Annotated in this window: 16 protein-coding genes; 8 read left to right on the top strand and 8 right to left on the bottom strand. The window is 42.9% G+C overall.

All coding sequences use genetic code 11. The features are described from left to right. Positions 1–2 precede the first annotated feature (2 nt). Positions 3–1,070, bottom strand: coding sequence for a UDP-N-acetylmuramate dehydrogenase (gene murB / locus IYN84_RS10895; protein ID WP_196139261.1), 1,068 nt, complete (start codon positions 1,068–1,070; stop codon positions 3–5). A 284-nt stretch (positions 1,071–1,354) separates the two neighbouring features. Between murB and IYN84_RS10890 the strand changes: the two genes are divergently transcribed. From IYN84_RS10890 to IYN84_RS10860, 7 genes are all read left to right on the top strand, one after another. Beyond that, entirely contained in the window at positions 1,355–1,909 is a 555-nt protein-coding gene (locus tag IYN84_RS10890; protein WP_196139260.1) for a redoxin domain-containing protein, read from the top strand. 42 nt (positions 1,910–1,951) lie between these two features. After that, a complete protein-coding gene (locus IYN84_RS10885; protein WP_196139259.1) occupies positions 1,952–2,608 on the top strand; it encodes a gluconate 2-dehydrogenase subunit 3 family protein in 657 nt (218 codons plus the stop codon). Between the two features lie 85 nt (positions 2,609–2,693). Continuing rightward, positions 2,694–4,391, top strand: coding sequence for a GMC family oxidoreductase (locus tag IYN84_RS10880; protein ID WP_196139258.1), 1,698 nt, complete (start codon positions 2,694–2,696; stop codon positions 4,389–4,391). Positions 4,392–4,645: 254 nt separating this feature from the next. Then, the gene (locus IYN84_RS10875) at positions 4,646–5,572 is read left to right on the top strand and encodes a CPBP family intramembrane glutamic endopeptidase (RefSeq protein ID WP_196139257.1); all 927 of its coding nucleotides are present in this window, start codon (positions 4,646–4,648) and stop codon (positions 5,570–5,572) included. A 266-nt stretch (positions 5,573–5,838) separates the two neighbouring features. Then, positions 5,839–6,234 (top strand): hypothetical protein, encoded by a 396-nt coding sequence (locus IYN84_RS10870; protein ID WP_196139256.1) that lies wholly within the window; start codon positions 5,839–5,841, stop codon positions 6,232–6,234. Then, entirely contained in the window at positions 6,231–7,439 is a 1,209-nt protein-coding gene (locus IYN84_RS10865) for a hypothetical protein (protein WP_196139255.1), read from the top strand. Before IYN84_RS10870 ends, IYN84_RS10865 begins: the two co-directional genes overlap by 4 nt. Before the next feature lie 27 nt (positions 7,440–7,466). Then, on the top strand, positions 7,467–9,956 hold the full coding sequence (locus IYN84_RS10860) for a bifunctional diguanylate cyclase/phosphodiesterase (RefSeq protein ID WP_196139254.1): 2,490 nt from the start codon (positions 7,467–7,469) through the stop codon (positions 9,954–9,956). Positions 9,957–9,981: 25 nt separating this feature from the next. Here the strand turns inward: IYN84_RS10860 and IYN84_RS10855 are convergent, their stop codons facing one another. Then, positions 9,982–10,977, bottom strand: a complete 996-nt coding sequence (locus tag IYN84_RS10855; RefSeq protein WP_196139253.1) for a DUF1835 domain-containing protein — start codon at positions 10,975–10,977, stop codon at positions 9,982–9,984. 73 nt (positions 10,978–11,050) lie between these two features. Continuing rightward, positions 11,051–12,511, bottom strand: a complete 1,461-nt coding sequence (locus tag IYN84_RS10850) for an NAD-dependent succinate-semialdehyde dehydrogenase (RefSeq protein ID WP_371734856.1) — start codon at positions 12,509–12,511, stop codon at positions 11,051–11,053. A gap of 173 nt (positions 12,512–12,684) precedes the next feature. On the opposite strand from IYN84_RS10850, the gene greB reads away from it, so the two are divergent. Next, a complete protein-coding gene (greB, locus tag IYN84_RS10845; RefSeq protein WP_196139252.1) occupies positions 12,685–13,155 on the top strand; it encodes a transcription elongation factor GreB in 471 nt (156 codons plus the stop codon). Positions 13,156–13,205: 50 nt separating this feature from the next. Here greB and IYN84_RS10840 read toward each other — a convergent pair whose 3' ends face one another. The 5 genes from IYN84_RS10840 to IYN84_RS10820 form a co-directional block, all read right to left on the bottom strand. Then, positions 13,206–13,931: a hypothetical protein gene (locus IYN84_RS10840; RefSeq protein WP_196139251.1), complete on the bottom strand. Its 726-nt coding sequence runs from the start codon at positions 13,929–13,931 to the stop codon at positions 13,206–13,208. Between the two features lie 200 nt (positions 13,932–14,131). After that, positions 14,132–14,578, bottom strand: coding sequence for a DUF413 domain-containing protein (gene maoP / locus IYN84_RS10835; protein ID WP_196139250.1), 447 nt, complete (start codon positions 14,576–14,578; stop codon positions 14,132–14,134). A 136-nt stretch (positions 14,579–14,714) separates the two neighbouring features. Next, positions 14,715–16,217, bottom strand: a complete 1,503-nt coding sequence (locus tag IYN84_RS10830; RefSeq protein ID WP_196139249.1) for an FMN-binding glutamate synthase family protein — start codon at positions 16,215–16,217, stop codon at positions 14,715–14,717. 115 nt (positions 16,218–16,332) lie between these two features. Next, entirely contained in the window at positions 16,333–17,775 is a 1,443-nt protein-coding gene (locus tag IYN84_RS10825) for an aldehyde dehydrogenase (protein WP_196139248.1), read from the bottom strand. A 91-nt stretch (positions 17,776–17,866) separates the two neighbouring features. Next, entirely contained in the window at positions 17,867–18,655 is a 789-nt protein-coding gene (locus IYN84_RS10820; protein WP_196139247.1) for an SDR family oxidoreductase, read from the bottom strand. Between the last annotated feature and the right edge of the window lie 40 nt (positions 18,656–18,695).

The raw sequence follows: 18,695 nt of genomic DNA, 5'->3' as shown, positions 1-18,695 counted from the left end.
CCTTAACCTGCAGGTCCGTGAGAATCTTGACCATTCTCTGGGTATTCGCCCGGCTCGATTCTAACTTCCGGCTCAAGAGTAATGCCGTACATTTGCTCGACTTTCTCCTGCACTATGCGCGCTAATTCCAAAACTTTACTACCTTGCTTCTCGCCTCGATTGACCAGTACCAGCGCCTGTTCCCTGTGAACCTCCACCAGTCCTCTGGAGAAACCTTTTAGGCCGGCATTATCAATCAACCAGCCAGCAGCGATTTTGACTTTGTCATCAGCAGGGTAAGCAACCAACTCAGAATAAGCTTGCTTAAGTTGCTCAAATTGTTTTGCGGAAACGACCGGGTTTTTAAAAAAGCTACCTGCATTAGCCATAACTTTAGGGTCGGGTAATTTGCTTTGACGTATTTGACACACGGTTTCAAGCACCGCCATCGGCGAAACAGAGGCATTTTTTTTACTATTGGAAAAAGCATTCGCCAGGGGTGCATAGCTCAAATTAACCTTCGGTGTGAGAGACAGAGCAAAAGCCACCCTGGTCACCAAATATTTACCTTGCCCAGCCCGCTTAAACAAACTATCTCTATAGCCGAACTGACACTCTTCTCTTGAGAGCTTAAGTAACTCTCCTTTATCAATGTCAATACATTCCACCCACTCAATCAGAGACTTAACTTCAACACCATAGGCACCTATATTTTGCACTGGTGATGCACCAACGGTGCCGGGAATCAACGCCAGATTCTCCAGACCGAAATAACCGCGATTAGTCATATCCATAACAAATTCATGCCAGTTTTCGCTAGCAGAAGCTACCACCAGAACAGAATCGTCTGCTTGAGAAGTCACCTCCACCCCAAAAATCTGAGGATAAATGATCAGTCCATCATAATCTCTGACAAATAAGATGTTGCTACCGCCACCCAGAACCAGTCGCCGTCTAAAAGACTGAATAGTGTTGATATTTTCTAGAACTTCAGAAACCGAGTGAAAAGTACAAAACGTATCAGCGTTGGCACAAACAGCAAAAGTATTGAGTTTGTCGAGGGGTTGATTACTGCTTATTTTGAATACCAAGGAGCTTCCATTTAAAGATGTTTTTTGTATCGCCTATTTTACACCACTCAGAGAATTGACAATAGTCATCCAATCCCTTCTCTGCACCTTATACATATTTTGTTACCATGCAAATTTCTGACAAATGGTAAAAAATCGCGTAGGCTTGTAACAAATTAGCAGGTACTCGGGTCTCTGAAATAACCAGAGCGTGTTGAATAATGTAACTACAACACCTCCTAAAGACTATTGCAAAACACTGACCAATAGCAGTAGTGTATTTGCGACCTTTAAAAGGAGAATTTGTGAAAGCACCAATCGTTGCCCTATTAGCTTTTTTACTAGTTGTCAGCAGTTCGCACAAGGCTTTTGCCGATGATGATGAACCTGCAGAAGGACAGTTAGCCCCCAACTTCAAAATTACTCAACTCGATGGCACAGAGTTTCAATTGAGCGACTTTCGCGGCAAACAATCTGTTTATCTGGTGTTCTGGAACACCTGGTGTACTTATTGTATGAAGAAAATCCCTAAACTTAAAGCCGCTCAAGAAGCACTGGTCGATGATATTAGAATTATTGCAATTAATACTGGGCTTAAGGATTCGGTCGAGAAAACCTTGAAATTTCAACAACAGTGGCAAGTGAACTATCCACTTGCCTTTGATCACGGAAAGCAAATTACAGATCTTTATGGCGTTTGGGGAACTCCGACCGAATTTATCATTGATATCAACGGCGTAATTCGCCATCGAGACGGCATACCAGGCAAGCTCGAAGACCATCTGGCCGAGTGGAACCTCAAAACATCAAATGAAATTGCTGATAAAAGCCTATGCGATGAAGCTCAAAAGCGATGTTAGTTTTTCCTGAAAGTTTGCTTTTCACGGAGTCATTCAAATTCAATGAGTAAGGTTTACACATTTAAGAGTCGAGAAAAGAAAGGCTCAAACAAGCCTGAGTTCGAAGGCAATCTGGCCCAGGGGCTGAATCGTCGTGCCTTTATCCGTTCAGGCAGTCAACTATCGCTCTTGGCAATGCTAGCTGCATGTAAGCCAAAACGGGAAGATACTGCCAAACCTGAAAAATCGACTCACAAATCAGAGCAACCAGACCAGAGTCTCTTCGATGGCAAAGAAGCCCGAGTCATTAAAAATGTGCAGCAGCATATGTTTCCCGATGACGGCAATGGACCCGATGCCGAGGCGATCAATGCTTTCGGTTATCTGGAGTTTGCAATGACTGACCGACAAAATATTGAAGACGGTGATCCCGAGTTTTTGAAAAAAGGAATAGGATGGCTACAAGATCTATCGATTAGCAGTCAAGGCGAGGACTACCTGAAACTGGCAGAACCTGAACAAGTTGCGCTCCTGAAAAAGATCTCAGCATCCTCCGCAGGCGAAAACTGGCTGGCATTGATTATCTACTATCTGGCTGAAGCACTAATGCTTGATCCTGTGTATGGAGGAAATCCAGAACAAGTCGGCTGGCGCTGGCTCGAACATCAGGCAGGATTTCCTCGCCCCGTAGAGGGAAAGACCTATCGAGACTTTGATTAAGCAAACATTGATTAAGCAGACTTCGATTCAACAGACTTCGATTCAACAGACTTCGATTCAACAGAATTCATAAAACAGGTACTCTATGAAAAGCTCTCCTCTTACTACTCAGGAATTTGATATCTGTGTCGTTGGCAGTGGTGCCGGTGGAGGCCCTATTGCCTACGAATTGGCTAAAGCAGGATACCGTGTAGCAGTAATCGAGAAAGGCGGCTGGTTCGATGAAAATGACTTCAAAAAAGATGAAATGCTTCCCCGACGAAAAATTTTTAAGTCCAAAGTTCAGCAGGAACCCCACATAATCGAAGAACCTGATGGCGAAGGCGGCTGGGACAGTCATTCGACAGGCCAGTTTTGGGGAGGCAACATTGTCGGAGGTGCGAGTAACTTTATGAGCGGATACTTTCATCGCCTCAAGCCAGAAGACTTTCGCTTATTATCGGAGTTTGGCCCAATTGAAGGCGCTAATATCACTGACTGGCCAATAAGCTACGAGGATTTGGAACCCTATTATACAAAAGTAGAGCAAGTTGTCGGCGTTTCTGGAAAGGTCGTCAAACACCCTTTTCTAGAACCGCGATCAACATCAGACTTTCCATTTCCGCCAACCGCAGAACACCCTATCGCAAGCTGGTTTGATAGAGCGGCCAGCGAACTCGGGTATCACCCTTTCCCTATGGCTCGTGCGGTTTTATCGCGCCCGCTTAATGATCGTAAAAGTTGTGAATATTCCGGTTACTGCGGTAGCTACGGCTGTCACTCCGGTGCCAAAGGAAGTTCACGTGCAGCGTTACTCAAACAGGCGGTTGAAACCGGCAATGTCAAACTTATCACTTATGCCAAAGCCTACCACATCAATACCAACCATGCCGGTAATGCAACCTCGATAGATTATTTTGACAGGAATGGCAGCAGCCACCGCATCAAAGCAAAAATATTTTCAATCGCCTGCTACTCAATAGAATCTTCACGACTACTTCTTAGTTCAACAGGCCCCAAACATCCGGATGGTATTGGCAATCGTTATCAGCAAATTGGTAAAAACCTTCATTGTTGTGCAGGAGGAACAGGCCACGGTATATTTGATCTAACCCGATTAACCCCATCTGAGGCGGAATCACTGAAAGTACGAGGTCCATTCTTTAACCGCGCACTACAGGACTGGTATATCATCGATGATAAAAAGTTCTTTGGAAAAAGAGTAAAGGGCGGAACGATTGATTTTGTATTTGACCCACCGGCTCCGACAGCCGAGGTGAATAGTTTGAAATGGGATGATGATGATAACCTGCTATGGGGTAGTAAATTTAAGCAGAAATTAAAGTCTCATTTCACTCAGTCGCGTGATTTCAAATTTGAAGTTTTTTGCGACTGGTTACCAACAGATAACTGTAATGTCTCATTATCAGCAAATACCAATGACCGTTGGGGAACTCCCGCGGCTAAGGTAAAAGTTGGCTTCCATCCTCACGACCTGAAGGTGGCAAAATATATTGTCAGCAAAGGTGTTGAAGTAATGAAAAAAATGGGGGCTCAGGAGTATTACGGTAATGCCTTTACAGCACCTACATCAAACCTGATCGCCGGAGGGCTGCGCTTCGGTCACAACCCTCAAGATAGTGCTCTAGATGCTGACTGTAGAGTACACGGTACAGAGAATCTATTTGTCAGTGATGGCAGCTTTATGCCTAATGGCGGCAGTGTAACACCAACATGGACCATCTATGCCAATGCTTTTCGAATAGCCGATAAAATCAAACAGCAGATTGCCAGTTTAAAATAATTCCTGCTTGCAATGAAAACAACGCCTGACAAACTGTCACTTCAGCTTCACGCCATTAATTGATATTGGTATTGGTATTGATATTGGTATTGGTATTCATCTTATTGAGAGACTACTTTTCCGCATTTGATAAGAAACAAAATGTAAAAGAGCAAGATTTTGATATATCAAAACTTCCTTCCTGGTCAAAATAACAGCGCCTGATTAGGCATTGGTATCGAAGATAACACGACTTTAAAACCTGGAATAAGAAGATGCTAGAAAACACCATAGAAAAACCGTCAATATTTTGCAACGCCTATTCATTGAAACGACGCAATAAACTATTTCTACTTCCTATACTAACTTTCATTTTTATTATTTTCGGACAAGGGCTCTCAATTGCGCCTGCTATCGAATCCCAATTGTTCACCCCCGAGCAAGTGGAAGTTTATCCTTATATTCTTTATTTTTTACTGATCACATTCCCTTCCATACTCGTGTTACTTATTCTCTGGGTAAAATTTTATGAAGGAAGAAACTTAGAAAGCCTCGGACTAGGACTAAGTAGAGCGAGTACTAAACATCTGATTAATGGGGCTACGTGCGGCCTGTTTATGGCAATGGCGATTGTTGCTAGCATTCTATTACTTGGCGGCTACAAGCTAGGCAATAACGCGCCGTTTACCTTATCATCCATTGTGCCGCCACTTTTACTGCTAGCGGGATTTCTGGTTCAATCCTGGAGCGAAGAAGTCCTGTTTCGTGGCTGGTTACTGAGTCGGTTCTTTGAGCTGAAAGGGCAAGGTTTTGCGATCCTGGCCAGTTCCTTAATGTTTATTCTGGTACATTTACTCTCTTTTGACTTTAATGAGTTTTCCTTATCCAATTTTGTCATTTTCTTCTTAATGACATTGCTCTTTTCCAGCTTTCTGGCGATGATGACAATTCACTATCAATCAATTTGGTTCGCAGCTGCCTGGCACGGCCTTTGGAACTGGTTTTTTATTAACGGTTCCGGCTTACCGACTACCGGCATATCACTCGATATCCGTCCGCTATTTTTAAATCTTGATAGTGTGGTTACTGCGCCGATCTGGTTAACCGGCGGAATCGATGGACCGGAAAACAGTGTGGTCACAATTCTGGTTTTGGCCGTGGCAAATCTGTATTCCTACAAACTGATATCGAAAACACGATGATTGAAAACCAGTCTCGTTAATTGAGGCTACCATTAATAGTGTCGACCAGATCCAAACCTGTGTGAACGACTGGACCTCCTGCCAAAATGACTTGCTCAATTGCTCGAAAATAGGCGATTCTGAGCAAATTAGGGCTTTTACTCCTATACTTACGGTTCGGGTATGAACAACTAGTTCTTAATTCACAGGACGATCTGGAGCAGGGTATTCTTACTTTAGCGAAAAAAATCGCCTTTTTTCAGCTCTTGATCGTTCTTGCTTTAGGGGTGTTCTCTACTATTGCATCAGCGAATGAAGAAGAAATTCTGGTCATTTGCAATCCTGATGTAGCAATCGACAAAATCGACAAAAACCATCTGCGGTCAATTTTTGCCATGCGACTGCAAGAGTGGCCTGACCAAAAGCCCGTTAACGTTTTCGTTCTAGAAGATAACTCACCACTACACCAAAAGTTTACCAAAAAACATCTGGGTTTCTTTGTTTATCAGCTTCGTGGAGCCTGGGACAGACAAGTTTTTAGTGGTACAGGAAGCCCACCAAATACCTTGCTCAATGAAAGGTCGATGCTCGAGAAAGTTGCTACAACTCCAGGCGCGATAGGCTATTTACCGCGCAAGCTTGTTGACCACACAGTAAAGATATTGAAGGTCGAGATGCCATGATAAATCACTCAAAAAATAATCAATCTCTTATCATCTGCTTACTAAAGATAATGTTGGGTGTTGCATTAGTAATAACGGTCACCTCCCTGCCTGTCACGGTTCATTCAGAAAACCTGGAATTCCATGGATTTATAAGTCAAGGGCTCATCTTTACCAGCAATAATCAGGTTAATGGAGATAGTGAGTCTGGTAGCTTGAAGCTGACTGAAGCAGGGATTAATGTCAGCAAAAAGTTCTCTCCTCGGTTACGATTTTCTTCGCAGATAATTTCTCGTGTTACCAATAGCGAACGCGATGGTGATATCAGGCTGGATTATGCTTTTTTCGACTACAAAATTCCGTTCGAAGGTGCTAATCAGGTTGGGGGACGACTAGGCCGAGTTAAGAATGTCATTGGTTTTTACAATGAGACCAGAGATGTAGCCTTCACCCGTCCATCAATATTTGCACCTGAATCAATCTATTTCGATTCCTATCGTGATCTTCAGCTATCCAATGACGGTGCTATCATCTATGGTAATCTGTTCACTGATTTAGGAGGTTTTCTGCTCGAAGCTGGCTATGGACAGCCTCGTATGGATGGCAAGGCTGAAACCAATTTACTAGGTTCGAACTTCGATGGCAAATTCGACAATCATGAGGTAGTTCAATCTCGCCTGACCTATACTTCTCCACAACAACGATGGCGCTTTGCTTATTCCTGGGTTGATGCAGATCTGGATTACCAAAGCGGTGTAACGACTCCTTTTCAGGAAGGCATAATAATGCTGAACCTGTCTGTGCTCTCGGGAGAGTTCTCTGGTGAGTCTTTTGCGATAACAGGAGAAACAATGGAACTAGACGTAGACTATCAATTATCTCCTGTTCTTACCCAGTTAGTCCCAATTCGCTCCTGGTATATCCAATTTCAAGAATACCTGACTCAAGACTGGACACTGTATGCCCGCTATGAAAACTACATACCTGACGACAATGATCCTGAGGGTAGCATACTTAATCAAGTCACCGGTCTTCCAGCACATATGGCCTACTCAAAAACAGCAATTGTTGGCGCAAAATGGCAACTATCAAAAGATTGGTTACTGATGATGGAAATAGAAAATATTAAAGGAACGGCTCGTCTCGATAGCGAACTCAACCCCGATCCTTTTGCAACGAAAAAGAACTGGCAAAAAGTGAACCTGATGCTTTCCTGGCGATTTTAGCTGGAATGAGGTTGCAATAGTAAGAATATGAACGCATCTTTCTCAGTTCCTAAAAACAGTAAGTACTTCAGCCTCAAGTGGAAGGTTGTACTGACTATTGCTTGTATTCTGTTGTTAGTAAACTCTGGTATGAGCTACATTACTTATCGTAGCCTCGATGAACAATTTAATGCTCGACAAACGGAGCGACTCGCTCGACAAATACACGAAAATGAGGAGCAAATAGAATTCATCAACCAGCGCATGAATAGTTTTGTAAAGACATTGGCTATTCTTTCTGAAAATAACTCACAGACGACTCAAATACAAAGTGCGTTTAATCGTCATTGGGGGTATTTGCAGGTACTATTTGATCTACACGCCGCCCAGATTTTTCACGATCAATTCGAGCAGATACTTAGCTGGGGAGCGCCCGATACAAAATTTAATAGAACGATTGCGGAACAAGTTATTCGTATGCAACAACCATCATTATTACTTCGATGTAAAACACGCTGTGAGTTTGTTTTTTCTGTTCCTTTACTCGACAAAGAAAGCAATGTCGCTGCTCTGGTAATGACCCACTCCATTGCCCACTGGCTGATCGACTTAAAATCGGCTAGTGGTGCCGATATTGGTATTATGGTTAAGGCTCAAGGCAGTGAGGTCATGACAGATTCTCAGCTTAATCAAAAAGTGCTATCAGAATGGCAGACAAAGATTTATGGACTCACCAACGCAACCGAAAATTACGCTTTGCTCACAAGACTTTCTAAACATATTACTTTTGAAGAAGCGCTTGTTCGATCTAATTTCATACAAGATCACGAGCGTTATTTCAACATTCAATCAATTCCAATTGATCCCAACAATCCACACCAGTCAGCGTACTTATTCCTGATCAATGATATAACACTGGAAAAACAGCATGTAAATTCAGCTATACAACAATCAATTATTACCGGTGTGCTAGGTGTTGTTGTAGCAAGTTTGTTCATTGTTCTGGCTCTTTGGGGGCCAATCAATCACTTGAATATTTTGTCGAGATTGCTCTCTTTACTCGCCGATGGCGAGTTTACCGCAGTAAAACAAAAGCTAATTGCAACCAGAGAAAAACGCTGGATTGAAGATGAGCTAGATGTACTTGACCAGGCTGGTATTCTTCTAAGTCAGCACCTGTCCGATCTTCAGGATACGGTAAAGCAAAGAGAACAGGAACTTTCCAGAAATGCCTTGTTCGACTCTCTTACCGGCCTCGCCAATCGTCGCTATTTTATGGAAAAAATTTCCAATGCATTTGCAGAGATGAATAGAGAAAACCGATCTTTTGCTGTTTTGTTTCTCGACCTTGATCAATTTAAAAGAATCAATGATTCTCTTGGGCACGAGCAAGGCGACAACCTGCTAAAAGAAGTTGCTTCGCGTCTTATTCGCTGCGTCAGAACAACAGATACTGTCGCTCGCCTGGGGGGAGACGAGTTTACAATACTGCTAAACCATCTGGACGATGGATTCGATGCATCAAATGTCGCTTTAAAATTGCTGGATCAACTGAGACAACCGGTGGAGATAGCAGGAAAAGAAGTCATAGTGACAACCAGTATCGGAATAGCAATTGCACCAGATAATGGCAATGACCCGGACACAATATTACGCAGCGCTGACCTTGCGATGTATAAAGCTAAGGGGATGGGACGTGACAATTATCACTACTACACGTCATCTATGAATGAAGAAGCTCAGGAACAGCTAGCGCTAGAAAATGAACTACGCCAGGCTATCGACAAAGACGAATTTGTTTTGTATTACCAGCCTCAGGTGGATCTTGAAAGAGGCATAATTATTGGCATGGAAGCTCTTCTTCGTTGGCGTAGCGCCACAAGAGGACTGGTGTCACCTTTTATATTTATGAAAACTCTAGAAGAAACGGGTTTGATTGTTCCGTTAGGTGAAAAAATCCTACGCATGGCATGCGCGCAGGCAAGAGCCTGGAATAGCGAGAAGAACTACAATGTAAGAGTTGCAGTAAACCTTTCTGCACGTCAATTTAATGACCCAGGTCTGGTAAGAACGATTAACTCTGCAATAGATTTAGAAAAAGTAGACAGCCAGTTTCTTGAGCTGGAAATTACTGAAAGTATGCTGATGAACAATATAGAAGAAACAATTAATACCTTAAATCAACTAAAAGACCTGGGATTATCCTTATCTATCGATGACTTTGGAACAGGCTACTCATCACTCAGCTATTTGAAAAGGTTTCCGGTAGATACATTAAAGGTCGATCGAACATTTGTTAAAGATATACCCGAAGATAAGAGTGATATGGATATTACATCAGCAGTAATAGCAATGGCACACAAGCTAAATCTAAAGGTGGTTGCTGAAGGAATTGAAAGTGAAGCACATGTGGTATTTCTAAAACAAAACAGTTGTGAGGTAGGACAAGGTTATCTATTTAGTAAACCGGTCACCGCAGAAGAAGCGGAACAGTTAATGGCTGAAAAAGTTAGTTTTATTTCCATTATTAACAATTAGCAGGCTTGACAGTTTTATACCTTGTTTATGCCTGGATTTCCAGAGATTCCCCTTTTCGATACCAGACACGATTTGATTGACTGCAAAGATGTATTCCGGCGATATACCTGTCAATTCCATTGGTTGTTACAAAATTTTCCTTTTTGTCCAGAATTTTTTCTCCAAGTTCAGTTAGAAAAACCTCTGTATCATGCATTGTTCCCTGAGCCTGATTGCTAGTTAGTAAAGGATTTTGGAAACAAGAATTTGCAAGCGACTTTATCAGATAGAACAGGTAGATATCACCAACCAGATCTGGCTGCCTGGAATAGTCAAATAATAAATGGCCTATAATGCGAGCAGCATTACTCTCTCCGGCTTTTACGCTAGCCAATATTCTCTCTTCCCAAATAGATAGCCCTGACTGTTTCTCTGGAAATCGATATATCAAGTGTTTAAGCGCTTTGTGAAACAAGGGTAATACATCTTCTTTACCAATAAAGTCCACTAACTTTTGTGGTGTGTTGTCAGCAACAGCCTTCCATCCATCGAGCAAGCACTTAATCTCGAGAGAAGAAAGTGAAAACTGATTTCCTCCATCTACAATGTGTTCAGACTCAAGCAGAGTTATGCCGCTAATTTCAAAATTTTTTTCCGGATGGTATTCAAACTGGTGGACTAATAGTTTATCGAGCCCAATTTTTTCACGAACAAAATGAGTAATGACAAATGCGAGCATAAGCTGATCGCCGAGCGAAGTCCCCGTCCATAAATGAACTGTCTTAGCCGCAAACAGTTCATTATGATTAAAGTAAAAATCCCGGGTGAATTCACTCATTGGAAATGGCTCAATTGCACATTGAGTTAGCAGGCAATCCCAAAATTGCTGACGCATTTCAATCCATTGAGAATCGAGTCTTTGCACTGAAAGAGGACCACAACAGAGCAAGTCGTTGACAGTAAGCAACTGCTCTGATGATAAACAGAGTGCAGTCCGAATGAAACCTGCTGCACTGGAGCCATTTGTAATATGAAGTTCCATATAAATTCCAGCAACGACTCCTTCTTTACAAATTACCACCTAGTCCAGGTTTCCGCCTAATCCAGGTTTCCGCCTAATCCAGGTTTCCAATACACACGTATTTATTTTCAAGGTAATCATCTATACCCCAGCGACCGCCTTCCCGTCCCATCCCGGACTCCTTTACACCACCGAAGGGAGCGGCAGGATTTGATAAAACACCTTCATTAATACCTACCATTCCAAAATCAAGCTTTTCACTGAGACGAAAAACTCGATTCATATTTGAAGTGAACGCATAAGAACAGAGACCATATTCTGTTTGGTTGGCAAGATTAATTACCTCTTCTTCATTTTCGAAAGGAATAATTGCCGCAACAGGACCAAATATTTCTGAATTAAAAATATCCATTTGCGGAGTAATTCCGGTCAGAATTGTCGGCTGAAAAAAAAGTTCTCCAGCAGGATCTCGTCTTCCCCCAAGCTCAAGTCGAGCTCCTGAATTAATAGCACTGGCAATCAAGCGCTCAACTTTTGCAACAGCTTTTTCTTCGATGAGCGGGCCAACTGAGACACCTTCCTGATTCCCTTCTCCCACTTTCAGTTCCATTACTCGGGATTTTAACTTTTGAACAAACTCGTCATGAATTTTGCTATGAACAAAAATTCGATTTGCACATACGCAGGTCTGTCCGGCATTTCTAAATTTGCTTCCCATTGTCCCGTTAACGGCAACATCAATATCAGCATCATCAAACACCATTAAAGGGGCATTCCCTCCCAGCTCCATCGATGTTTTCTTTACTGTTGAGGCGCACTGAGCCAATAATTTTTTACCAACCGCGGTTGAGCCGGTAAAGCTAAATTTGGCCACCTTGGGATGAGTAGTTAAGACTTCACCAATTGGTTGTGCATTACTGCCGACTATTACACTGAACACTCCAGCCGGAATGCCAGCTTCATTCGCAAGATAAGCAAGTGCGAGCGCGGAGAGCGGTGTTTGTTCTGATGGTTTTACAACGAAAGTACAGCCCGCTGCAAGTGCTGGTGCTGCTTTTCTCAAAATCATAGCTCCTGGAAAATTCCACGGAGTAATCGAGGTGACAACCCCTACCGGTCGCCTTAATACCAGAGCCCGACGACCATTTTGATTGACCGGAAGTACATCGCCGTTGATACGACGAGCTTCCTCAGCATACCATTCGATGTATTTGGCTCCATAAGCCACCTCACCCAATGCTTCTTTGCGAGGCTTGCCTTGCTCAGCGGTCATGATATAAGCCAGATCCGATTGGTTAGTCATAATCAGTTCAAACCACTTACTGAGCAATGAGGCGCGCTCATCAACCGTCTTCTCCTGCCACTCCAGCAAAGCCTTGCTGGCAGTTTGAATCGCCATTTCCAGCTGAGTCGGACTAACTTCATCCACAGCAGCGACGACCTGGCTATTTGCCGGGTTAATCACTTTAAACTGACTTTCACCTTGCAGCCACTCACCATTGATAAATGAGCAATTTTTCAACAACTCAGGATTGCCTAATTCTAATGGACTCACTATATTTCTCTTACTTTTACTACTACTCAACCTGTGTCCGCTTAAATATCACTAATCCATTCAATCTGGACCAACTCGCGATATAATGGAACTTTGAAAGCTTATTATATCCATTTGACTCAGGTAAATCATATTCAGTTTAAGAATATGAATATAGGGATCTGTTTGTATTAATGAAACGCTCAAATCTAATTACCGAAGAAGGTGCTATTCGTCTTCGAAATGAACTCGCTGACCTATGGAAGAATCAACGCCCGGCAGTGACCAAAGCTTTACAGGCGGCAGCGGCAGAAGGCGATCGCTCGGAAAATGCCGAGTATATTTATCGAAAAAAACAACTTAGAGAAATGGACAGGAGAATTCGATACCTACAGAAAAGAACACGTGAAATGCAGGTTGTAGAACACAAGCCTTCTGACCAGAGCAAAATATTCTTTGGTGCCCAGGTTGAGCTGGAAGATGAGGGTGGCAATATTTATAACTATCGGCTGGTGGGCTCGGACGAGTTCGATTTTAAAAAAGAATATATCTCTATTGATTCACCAATGGCGAGAGCTCTTTTAAAGAAAGAAGTCGATGATGAAGTCTACGTTGCGCTACCGGAAGGAAGGAAGCTCTTTTTTATCAATAAAGTCAGCTACTAGACATCACCGCTATCTGGGCAGAGGGATATGCCTGAATTCAATTACCCTAACTATTTACTAACTCGCTTTTCTTGAGCAATGACTGGTTGCTCCTGGAGTAAAACGGGTGTACTGGCATTAGTATTTGTATAGATTCTTTCCCTTTTCCAGTCGACACCTTTGCGGACGACAGTCGCTGGACGACCGGCAATAATCACATGGCTTTCTTCGAATTTTTTGTTAACCAATGAGCCTGATGCGACAGCAGAATAACTGGGCAATCTAGCTCCTTTGGTAAAAATACAATGAGAAGCAACCCAAACACAATCACCAAAACTGATATCACTAGCATAGTTATACCGAGCATTAGTCTGTCGACTGATCAATGAGTGAGAGTCGCCCGTTCTAACGTCGATATCATAAGAAAACATGCAGTTTTTTCCTATCACCAAATTCGATCCGGGCTCTGTCGCAGAAAGATGAACGCCTTCAAAGCTGCTCTCAGGACCAATTGAAATCATACAATGCTCATCTTCAGCCCAAAAATTAGATGGACCATTAAACTGACAATTCTCGCCAATGATAATGCGATGATTGTTACCGTAAATATTAAATGAACTCTTGGTGAACTGGACGCCGGGATGAATGATAATAGTATTGTTTTCGCCAAAAACATTGAATTCCACATTGGTCAAATCAACCTGATTACTGACTATCAAGTTATTTTGTCCCTGGATATTCTTGCTTCCTCTGCGAGCGAGCTCTTGACGACATCGGTGTAAATACAGATTAGACATATTCTTTCTTCCCTGTCTCTTAGTATTTTTCAGATAGTTCCTTCTTGAACAATTTTAATATGACGTTTGAAAAATGATGGGTCAAGCAAATGTCTCTAATTGAGATTATTTATATTACCGGAGAGATTGCACAATCCATGTGCTGATTTTCCCTTGTTACGCGACGTGAACACGGCAATTGAGGTTACCAGGGCACTTGGTCAACTTGCCTGCATGTAATCATCGTTGGCCGAACCTTGAGCAGCAAGCTTGATATCGCCGGAATCAAGCAAGCCAATATCGAGTGTTTCCACGCAAATTTCAGAAACGGCTTTTTTACCTGGCTCTCCCAGCGTAACGAGATCCCTGGAATAGGTTTGATATTTTAACCATACATAGACGTCATCACGTATTTCCGGATCGAGATGATAATATTCACCCGTTAACACGGCTTTGACAAATTGCTGGTCAGAACAGGTTGGCAGATGTACCAGGTTGTTAAGTAAAGCCTTAAAAAGCTGTCCTTTGCTTTCAAGTAATTGACTTTGCTTCAAAGAAAAGATACCACTTCGGGAAAAGCCGTAAGGAAATCTTCTGCTGTCAAAAAAGCGCTTACTCAACCAATAGCTTCTAAGCTGTTTTTTGCTTGAGACAAATACAGATGTCATTGCGTAATTCTCTCGATATTCTTTGCTAAAGAATTATCCTCAAAACTACGCTGAAATCATGATGTTTTTATGACGAAAAATTGAAGCTTATATGACAAACAGTAAGTATACGATTCCATATAAACGAGCGAGACTTTTATGTATAATCCCGATGCAAGTCACTCAAGGAAACACTGATACCATTTTCCATGACCTGACGTGCATGCTTAAGCGTCAACTCCCTGGGTTCTTTAACTCCACATGAATGTGCAATAGTACCCACTGCATACATCATGTTTTTGGCATAGTGTGCAACGCGTACAGACTTATTTTTCGCAACTAAACCTCGCTGTAATTTTTTGTTGTGAGTGGCAATTCCGGTTGGGCAGGTATTCTTATTGCACTGTAATGACTGAATACAACCGAGAGCAAACATAAAACCACGTGCTGAACTGATAAAATCTGCCCCCACGCAAAGCGCCCAGGCAACATCGGCGGGATTAACCAGTTTTCCAGAAGTAAATACTTTAATTCGATCTCGCAACCCATGACGTTTCAGTGCACTAATAAGCATTGGCAAAGTCTCGCGTATCGTCAATCCCATATCGTCCATTAAAGTCATTGGGGCGGCTCCAGTTCCGCCATCTGCACTATCTAAGGTAATAAAGTCCGGCGCATTTTCAATACCTGCTGCAACGATGTCCTTCATCAGTTCATCAAGCCACTCAGGAGAGCCAACTACAGTTTTAAAGCCAACAGGTTTTCCGGTAACCTTTCGAATGTGGCAAAGCATATTTAGCAGGTCTTCGTTGCTACTGATTTCAGGATGTCTATTTGGACTAATCGAATCTTGTCCTATTTTGATACCGCGGATCTCTGCTATCTGCTCCGTCACTTTTTCTCCCGGTAAAATTCCACCTTTTCCAGGCTTTGCCCCTTGGGCTAGCTTAAGCTCGATCAATTTTACCTGTTCGTACGAAGCCACTTTTTTAAGCTTACTATCATCAAGATTTCCCTGCTCATCTCGCACTCCGTACTTGGCTGTTCCTATCTGAAATATAACATCCGCGCCGCCTTGCAAATGATAAGGAGACAATCCACCTTCCCCGGTATTAATCCAGGTTCCGGCCTTGGCCGCGCCAAACGACAAAGCCTGCACCGCAGGCTTGGATATCGCACCAAAACTCATTGCAGAAACACCAAAGAATGATCGCGTCGTCCACGGATTTTCACAGTTTTCACCAACAGTAATTTCTCGGGGTTCAACCGCATCTTTTTTCATCGTGGGATAAGGGCAGTTCACAAAAAGAATATTTCCTACTTTTCTTGTGTCTCTTGTTGAACCGAAAGCGATAGTGTTGTCGATATTTTTAGCAGCGCGATACACCCAGCTACGTTGGGCACGGTTAAACGGAAGCTCCTCTCTGTCCATAGCAAAGAAATACTGCCTGAAGAACTCTCCCAGATGCTCAAACCAATAGCGGAAGCGACCAATCACCGGATAATTTCTTTTAACCGCATGAGTTGTCTGAAATTTATCGATGACATAGGTGATAACGATTGCGAAAAAAAACAAACCGACAACGATAACGAAGAGCAGCGCTGCCCATTGAAAAAACGTGGTTACGATGAGTTGAGTTTCTGTAGAAATTCCGTTCATTATTTTTTCCCAAGAATTCTAACTATTTCTGGTTGAGACAATTCAAGCATCACAGTAGAGCCCACAAATTTAGCGCTAGTGCAAAAACTAAAACGAATAAAGTCTGCTAATAATTTTAATATTTTACGCAAACGTTTTTGGGCTCAGTAAAAAAACGCATAGCCTCAAGGCCACCTTCCCTTCCCATACCGGAAGATTTCACTCCGCCAAAAGGTGTACGCAAATCGCGTAGTAGCCAGGTATTTACCCACACAATCCCAAAATCAAGCGCTTTTGAAAGGCGATGACAGCGCTTAATATCATTACTCCATATTGAAGTCGCTAATCCGTATTCTGTTCCGTTGGCTAACCGAATAACTTCATCGTCACTTTCAAATGGTTGCAAAGTACATACGGGTCCAAAAATTTCTTCTTGATTGGTTCTACAATTTAGAGGCAAATTTTCAATGATAGTTGGTTCAACAAAGTAGCCCTGTTCGCAGCGACCTTCCACTGTTACTCGATTACCGCCACATAGGATATCCCCGCCTTCTTTCTTGGCCAACTCAATATAGGATAGAACTTTTTCCATATGTGCCTGGGACACTAGAGCGCCGTGTTGCGTCTGTTCATCCAGTGGATCGCCAATTCTCAGTTTTTTTACTTTTTCAACCAGTGCGTTTTTAAATTTATCGTAGATTGAGCGTTCGATATAAATTCGCGAACCGCATAAACAAATCTGTCCCTGGTTAGAAAAAGCGGCTCGAGCGACCTCACTTACAGTTGTATCAAAATCACAGTCGGCGAAAACCAAAGTTGGATTTTTTCCACCGAGTTCAAGCGATATTTTCTTTAACATTGGAGCAGCAACTGAGGCTATGTGTTTACCGGTAGCACTTCCCCCGGTAAAACTGACCGCTTTAATTTTGGGATGAGCAACTATTGGCCCACCGATAGATGGGCCAGTGCCATGAAGAATGTTGAGTACCCCTTTGGGCAATCCCGCCTGAATACAAAGTCTGGAAAAAAGATAAGCTGTCATCGGCGTGATTTCAGATGGCTTGGCAATCACACAGTTTCCAGTCGCCAACGCCGGTGCAATTTTCCAGGTAAACAGATAGAGCGGTAAGTTCCATGGTGAAATGCATCCAACAATACCAATCGGATCGCGAAGAGTATAGTTAACTCCCACCGACCCCATGCTGTGGGACTCGCTGGAAAACTGGGTTGTGGCATTCGCAAAAAATCGGATATTGGCAGCACTTCGATAAGCATCAACATGCTTGGCAAAATTAATTGATTTTCCATTATCGATAGCTTCAGCTCTGGCAAGCTCGTCGCTGGCAGCGTCGATAGCGTCGGCAAGTTTTAGCAGCAAATTTGAGCGTTGTTCTGCCGGCATTTCAGCCCATTCTTCTTGTGCCTGTTCTGCTGCTACCACTGCCAGTTCAAGATCTTTCTCGGTAGATTGCGGGATTAGAGCGTAAACCTGACCGGTCGCCGGTTCATAGTTATCCAGATATTCGCCGTCTAACGGTTCCAGCAATTCGCCGTTGATATAATTTTGAATTTTCTGCATTTTTGAAACTCTACTTTTAGCTATATGCCGAAACTATCTGATAAATATTGTACGCTTGCAAAAAGTTGTTATGTAGCCCGCAATCACTATTTTACAAACAGCTCGTTCTTCCGCCATCAACCGGTAAACTCACTCCTGTAATGTAACTGGCAGATGGTGAAGCCAGGAATGCAACCGCGTTTGCAAACTCTTCAGCTTCACCAAAACGTCTCATCGGAATGATCGACTTTTCCTCGGCTTCCATTTCTCCAATACTGACTCCCATTTTACTCGCCTTGTTTTTGATTATGGCTTCCAGACGAACAGTATTGGTAGCACCGGGTAATACGTTGTTAACGGTAATATTGAATTGTCCCAATTCGTTGGCCATGGTTTTTGCCCAACTGGCAACCGCTCCACGGACAGTATTAGAGACCCCGAGATTAGGCAAGGGCTGTTTTACACTGGTAGAAATCACGTTGATAATGCGTCCATATCCAGCGTTTTTCATTCCTGGAATAAGTTTCTGCGCTATCTGGTGGTTGTTTATCAGGTGTTGATTGAATGCCGCAAGAAACGCTCCACTTTCAGCCGTACTCGCCGGTCCGGGAGCTGGGCCTCCGGTATTGTTTACCAGAATCTGGTATGCCGGCACTACTTTAAGCTGCTCATCCAGAGCCCGGCTAACCGCAACTGGATTGGAAAAATCGGCACAGATCGCGTGATGCTCCTGTGAACCATTGTTCGCTAACTGCGACTTTACTTCATTCAGAGTTTCCAGATTGCGAGCAAACAAAGTCACATTGGCGCCCATTTTTGCCAGCTGTATTGCAATGGCCTTACCCATACCTTGAGAACTTCCGCAAACCAAAGCGTTTTTGTTTTGTAAATTCAGATCCATAGTCATGCTCTTATTAATTAAGTTATGAATTAACATTTCA

It is taken from the genome of Aliikangiella sp. G2MR2-5, from assembly GCF_015687155.1.
Classification (GTDB): domain Bacteria; phylum Pseudomonadota; class Gammaproteobacteria; order Enterobacterales; family Kangiellaceae; genus Aliikangiella.
Note: the sequence above shows the minus strand (reverse complement) of the source record. Positions and strands in the feature narration are given on the sequence as shown.